This is a genomic window from Shigella sp. FC1967 (assembly GCF_001743005.1).
GTDB lineage: Bacteria > Pseudomonadota > Gammaproteobacteria > Enterobacterales > Enterobacteriaceae > Proteus.
On record NZ_MIIZ01000607.1, the window covers coordinates 1 to 6453 of the forward strand.

The following is a 6453-nucleotide window of genomic DNA, read 5'->3' on the forward strand; positions in this document are numbered from 1 at the left end:
ATTATTTGTTTTTAAAAATTAGTCTAAATTTTTAGTTGAAATAGAATTAGGCCATTTTTCATTTATATTTCTATATGTTAGATAAAAAAACTCTTTAATATACATATCGGATATTAAAGAGGTATTTAGTTTTAAAATGATACCCTCAATTTTTTCAGCTAGTTAGCTGATTTTGATTGAAACCATTGTAGCTTCTCATTCAGTTTGACGACCTCTCCCACAATCATCAAAACGGGGCTTTTCATGGTTTCTGCCATCTCTGTTAGTTGACGTAATTGACCAACAACGACTTTTTGTGTTGTTAATGTCCCTTCTCGATATAACGATGTCCTACCATACCGTTACCAATGATTGCGAGTATTTCATCATCATGCTCTTGCGGTTAATTATTCTTCCACCATAATTAATCATGATTGCTTATAACGAAGTGTTATATGTAAGCGTAATTAAAACTTTGCGCATTGGTCACGTTTTGCCTAAGTTAATTTCACAAAGTAATAACTAATAAGTTATTGACATAACGACTTTAGCTATACCGTTTCAGGGAGCGTCTCATGAAAGCAAAATTATTATCATTATTCGTTGTAGGTGCCCTTTCCGTACCTGCATTTGCAGCAACACCAGCTAATACATTAATTGTGGTACAAGGGCTTGATGATATTGTCAGTCTTGACCCCGCAGAAAGTAATGAACTGTCTAGTATTCAAACCGTTCCTAGTTTGTATCAGCGTATTGTTCAACCTAATCGTGATAACCCTGAAATAAATGAGCCGATTTTAGTTGAAAGTTGGCAAGCTAACCCTGAACAAAAAACAATCGTATTTAAAATTAAGCCAGATGCAAAATTTGCATCAGGTAACGCTGTTCGCCCTGAAGATATTATTTTCTCTTATCAGCGTGCGATCACCATGAATAAATCCCCCGCCTTTATTCTAAATGTTTTGGGTTGGAAAGCGGATAACATTCATTCGTTACTAAAAAAAAGTCAGTGATAACGAATTGGAAGTACGTTGGACTGCCGATGTCAGCCCTGATGTTGTGCTAAATATTCTTTCAACCCCAATTGCTTCTATTGTTGATGAAAAACTGGTTTCTGCTCACATTAAAAATAATGACTTTGGTAATAGCTGGCTGAAAATGAATTCAGCAGGAAGCGGTGCATACAAAATGCGCGCTTATCAACCACGTCAGGCTATTGTGTTAGAAGCAAACCCGCTATCACCAACTGGCGCGCCTAAAATGGCGAATATTATTATTAAAAACGTGCCCGACCCAGCATCACGCCGCTTGTTGATTGAAAAAGGTGACGCAGATATTGCCCGTGAACTGGGTACCGATCAAACAGCCGCGTTAGCAGGCAAGGCTGGGATCCAAATTTTAGATATCCCTTCGGCAGAACAGGTTTATATGGCTTTTAATACTGCCAGCGGAAACCCTGTACTGAGTAATCCCGCATTTTGGGAAGCATCTCGTTATTTAATTGACTACAAAGGTATTACTGAAGATTTAATGCGTGGTCAGTATTTTATTCATCAAAGCTTTTTACCCGTAGGTTTGCCCGGTGCACTAAAAGATAATCCATTCACTTTTGATCCCGAAAAAGCCAAAGAAATTTTAGCCAAAGCAGGGATCACCAATGCACGCTTTACGTTAGATGTCGAAAATAAAGTCCCTTACATCACTGTGGCGCAATCTATTCAAGCAAGCTTTGCTCAAGCGGGTGTGCAAGTCGATTTATTACCAGCAGCAGGTAGCCAAGTGTATAGCCGTGTGCGCGCGAAACAACATCAAGCAGCGATCCGCTTTTGGATCCCTGATTATTTTGATGCACACTCAAATGCCAGTGCCTTTGCTTATAATGATGGACAATCCAATACGGTCGCTTGGTTAAATGGCTGGAATATTCCTGAATTAAGTCAGCAAACATTGACTGCACTTAATGAAGCAGACAAAACAAAACGTCAATCGCTCTATACAGAAATGCAAAAAGAGTTACAACGTAGTTCACCTTATGTATTTATCGATCAAGGTAAAAACCAAATCGTCATGCGCGATAACGTCAAAGGTTATGCGCAAGGCCTGAATGCAGATATGGTCTATTATGACAAAGTAACTAAGTAATATTAGTAATATTTTTTCTGAAACCATCCACAGTCATGATACCGTGGATGGTCTATTTTTTGCCATTTCACTAGGCTATTGCTGTATGAATACTGCTATGACGTTACCTTTTCGTCTAAAAGGTCAGTTAATTACCTTTGCGCAAGGAATACTGACACTGGTGCTGACTCTTCTCGGCCTTCTTGTCATCACTTTTACGCTTTCTGCACTTTCACCTGTCGATCCTGTCTTACAAATTGTCGGTGATCACGCAAGCCTTGAAACCTATAACCAAGTAAAACATGAATTAGGATTGGATTTACCTATCTATATGCAGTTCTTTCACTATGTGGAAGCATTGCTACAAGGACATTTAGGTACAGCAACATCAACAGGTCAGCCCGTACTTGATGATTTATTAGCGACTTTCCCCGCTACATTAGAATTAGCAACGGTTGCCTTACTGATTGGTGCCAGTCTCGGGATTTTATTTGGTGTTTTATGTGCGCGGTTTGTGGGAACCCCCTTTGATTTTATTTTGCGGATCCTAACGTTATTAGGTAGCTCAGTCCCTATTTTCTGGCTAGGTTTGATTTTGCTATTGATCTTCTATGCCACATTACAATGGACGGCTGGTCCTGGGCGATTAGACGATATCTATCAATTCACCATTGAGCCTATCACGGGTTTTGCCTTAATTGATACCTTATTAGCGGGCGATAAAGATGCTTTTTTTAATGCATTATCACATCTGATTTTACCCGTATCCCTATTAGCTTATTTTGCCCTTGCTTCTATCACTCGTTTGACTCGATCAGCCTGCTTAAACGAAATGAATAAAGAGTATGTCACGTTAGCAAGAGCAAAAGGCATTGGTGAGTTGCGTATTCTTTTTTATCACGTACTACCTAATATTCGCGGTGTTTTAATGACCATTATCGCCCTATCTTATACGGGGATGTTAGAAGGTGCTGTATTGACAGAAACCGTCTTTTCTTGGCCTGGAATTGGTCGATATCTTACTACGGCGCTTTTTGCAGGCGATACCACAGCCATTATGGGCGGCACTTTAATTATCGGCTTATGCTTTGTCTTTATTAATAATATGACCGATATCGTTATTCGTTTGACTGATCCGAGGCTCCGCTAATGTCACACTCATTTTTAAGAAAAATAGCGCGTTCGCCTTCCACATTTATCGGTTTATCGTTACTTATCTTGTTATTAATTATTGCGATTTTTGCACCTTGGTTAGCCCCTTATGATCCCAATTGGCAACATGCTGCTCAACGTCTGTTAGCCCCCAATGCTGAACATTGGCTAGGCACCGATAATTATGGACGTGATATTCTTTCTCGCCTTATCTATGGAACTCGTCCAATGTTAGGTTTAGTGGGACTGGTGGCAATTATTACGCTACCTTTGGGATTATTCATTGGGATTTTATCTGGATATTACGGTGGTTGGACTGAACGTATTTTAATGCGCTTCACCGATATTGTGATGTCAATGCCTTCTCTTATTCTCGCTTTCGCCTTTGTTGCAATGTTAGGCCCTGGTCTGCTCAATGGTGCATTAGCCTTAGCGTTAACGGCATGGCCTGCTTATGCGCGACAATCACGCAGTGAAATTCAGCATTTACGCAATAGTGATTATCTTGCTGCGGCTGAAATGATGGGAATTAAAGGTCTACGACTGTTATGGGGACATATTTTACCGCTATGCTTACCTTCAGCCATTGTACGTTTAGCGCTGAATTTAGCGGTAATTATCCTCGCTGCTGCAGGATTGGGATTTCTTGGATTAGGCGCACGCCCCCCCCATGGCAGAATGGGGAGCAATGATCGCAGAAGGTATGCCCGTTATTTTTGATCAGTGGTGGGTTGCCGCTATTCCGGGTACAGCAATTTTAATCAGCAGTCTGGCATTTAATTTATTGGGTGATGGGCTACGGGATGTATTGGGAGATACCCATGAATAAAACACCATTAATTGAGGTCAATAATCTTTGTATCGATTTCCCTAAGGCAAGAGTAGTCAACAATGTCTCCTTCACTTTAGGTCAAGAACGTCTCGCCGTTGTCGGTGAATCAGGCTCAGGCAAATCAATGACTGCTCGTGCATTAATGGGATTAGTTCGTCAACCGGGAAAAGTCAGCGCAGATAAATTAAACTTGCAGGGAAATAATCTATTGAATTTCTCATCTCGCCAATGGAATAACATTCGAGGTAATACGATTTCAATGGTATTACAAGATCCTCGTTATGCCTTAAATCCTGTAAAAACGATTTATCAACAAGTAGAAGAAACCGTAAAACAGCATCAAAAACTTTCGCGCCAAGATAGACGCCAACTTATCATCGATACACTGCTGTCTGTTGGCTTACCTGAACAGAATATTTATCGCTATCCCGGTGAATTATCAGGTGGTATGGGGCAACGAGCAATGATAGCTATTGCACTAATTAATAACCCTACTATTTTAATTGCTGATGAACCAACATCTGCACTTGATGCTCAGCTTCGTCATCAAATTCTTGAACTGATCACCACACAGTGTGAACAACGTAACATGGGCTTATTGCTAATTAGCCATGATTTGCCTCTTGTTGCTGAATATTGCGAACGTGTGATGGTGATGTACCAAGGTGAACAAGTTGACGAACTCAATGCCAAAGCGTTGCCAACTGCCACGCATCCTTATACTCGTACACTTTGGACATGCAGACCGAGTGCAAGCACTTATGGCACTCAATTGCCCGTATTAGATAGAACGCTTAATTTCAAGGGGCTGCATCATGCTAATTGATATTCATGATTTACATGTTCAATTTGAGCAAGGTAAACAAGCAAAGCACGTTGTAAAAGGGATAAATTTACATGTTCAACAAGGTGAAACCTTTAGCTTAATAGGTCGTTCTGGTTGTGGAAAATCGACTGTTTTACGAGTGATTGCCGGATTATTGTCGCATTGGCAAGGTGATATATCGCTTTTAGGGCAAACCATTAAACCACAACAACGTTTTCAAGGAGCGCTACGCCGTAATATACAGATGGTGTTTCAAGATCCCTACGCTTCTTTACACCCTCAACACCGTATTGAACGTGCGTTTTCTGAGCCTTTAAAAATCCATCAAATTCCTTTTAATAAAAGTACGATTGAACAAGCATTAGCCCAAGTTGGTTTACCTGCGGATGTAACAAGCCGTTATCCTCATCAACTTTCTGGTGGGCAACGTCAACGTGTTGCCATTGCAAGAGCACTTTTATTACAACCTCAATTATTGCTTTTAGATGAGCCAACTTCAGCACTAGATATGTCAGTACAAGCCGAGATCTTAAATCTGCTTAACACGCTGAAAAAGGAACACCATATGACATACTTATTAGTCAGCCATGACGCGGATGTCATTGCACATATGTCAGATAGAGCGGCATTAATGGAAAATGGTGAACTAACACAACATTATGATCGAGATGCGTTATCAAAAGGGATACATCGTCTTGATTGAAATAAACGAGAATAGATAAAAGAAGAGATCCGAGCAGTATTACGTTATTAATACTGCTCTTTCTAAGAGTATTGTACCGTTTTTTAATTGTTCTGCGCTGTGTTTAAGCTAACAAGCCGGGGAAAATAGAACGCAATCCCGTCACAATAAATTCAATACCTAACGACATTAATAATAAGCCCATTATACGAGTAACTACGTTAATGCCAGTTTGCCCTAAATATTTCACTAATAGCGTTGCACTACGAAACAGCAACCAACAACAAAATGCAAAAAAGAGACTGGTTGCAGCTAATCCTAAAAAGTTAGTAAAACCTTCCCAACGAGAGCTCCAGACAATACAAGAACTGATCGCCCCAGGCCCTGCCATCAATGGTAATGCTAAAGGTACAACAGCAACACTATTACGTACTGCGGATTCGTTTCGTTCTTGGTTATTTTGCTTATCTTCTCCTAAACGTCCATTTATCATGGTCATCGCAATAGTCACAATCAGCATTCCCCCTGCTATACGAAACGAATCGATAGAGATACCGAAAATACTCAGTATAGAATCACCGATTAATAGAGAAGAAACCAAAATAATTGCAACGGAGCCATTCGCAATTAAGTTTGTTTTATTGCGCCCTGCATCAGTTTGATAACTTGTCATACTGATAAAGACTGGCAAAATACCAATTGGGTTTACAATCGCAAAAAGACCGACAAAAAATTTAATATAACCGGATAAATCCAGCAGTGACTCCATGAAAAGCCCCTTCTTGGCTAATAAACATGCGAATTATTCTATAAAAGATAGAGTAACTCCAAAAAATGCGCGTTACTTTAAATCAATAAACC

General features: G+C 40.0%; 4 protein-coding genes and 2 pseudogenes. 5 read left to right on the forward strand and 1 reads right to left on the reverse strand.

The genetic code is table 11. The features are described from left to right. Nucleotides 1-554: 554 nt before the first annotated feature. The 5 genes and pseudogenes from BHE89_RS06915 to BHE89_RS06935 all read left to right on the forward strand — a co-directional run bounded on the left by BHE89_RS06915 (nt 555) and on the right by BHE89_RS06935 (nt 5613). A pseudogene (locus BHE89_RS06915) lies at nt 555-2121 on the forward strand (ABC transporter substrate-binding protein). Nucleotides 2122-2206: 85 nt separating this feature from the next. Further along, on the forward strand, nt 2207-3250 hold the full coding sequence (locus BHE89_RS06920) for an ABC transporter permease (RefSeq protein WP_069368985.1): 1044 nt from the start codon (nt 2207-2209) through the stop codon (nt 3248-3250). Further along, a pseudogene (locus BHE89_RS06925) lies at nt 3250-4081 on the forward strand (ABC transporter permease). The gene BHE89_RS06920 and the pseudogene BHE89_RS06925 overlap by 1 nt, the downstream one beginning before the upstream one ends. Beyond that, entirely contained in the window at nt 4074-4910 is an 837-nt protein-coding gene (locus BHE89_RS06930) for an ABC transporter ATP-binding protein (protein WP_069368983.1), read from the forward strand. The pseudogene BHE89_RS06925 and the gene BHE89_RS06930 overlap by 8 nt, the downstream one beginning before the upstream one ends. Further along, nucleotides 4897-5613, forward strand: a complete 717-nt coding sequence (locus BHE89_RS06935; RefSeq protein WP_409565628.1) for an ABC transporter ATP-binding protein — start codon at nt 4897-4899, stop codon at nt 5611-5613. The genes BHE89_RS06930 and BHE89_RS06935 overlap by 14 nt, the downstream gene beginning before the upstream one ends. 103 nt (nt 5614-5716) lie before the next feature. Here the strand turns inward: BHE89_RS06935 and BHE89_RS06940 are convergent, their stop codons facing one another. Next, entirely contained in the window at nt 5717-6361 is a 645-nt protein-coding gene (locus BHE89_RS06940; protein WP_069368981.1) for a YchE family NAAT transporter, read from the reverse strand. Between the last annotated feature and the right edge of the window lie 92 nt (nt 6362-6453).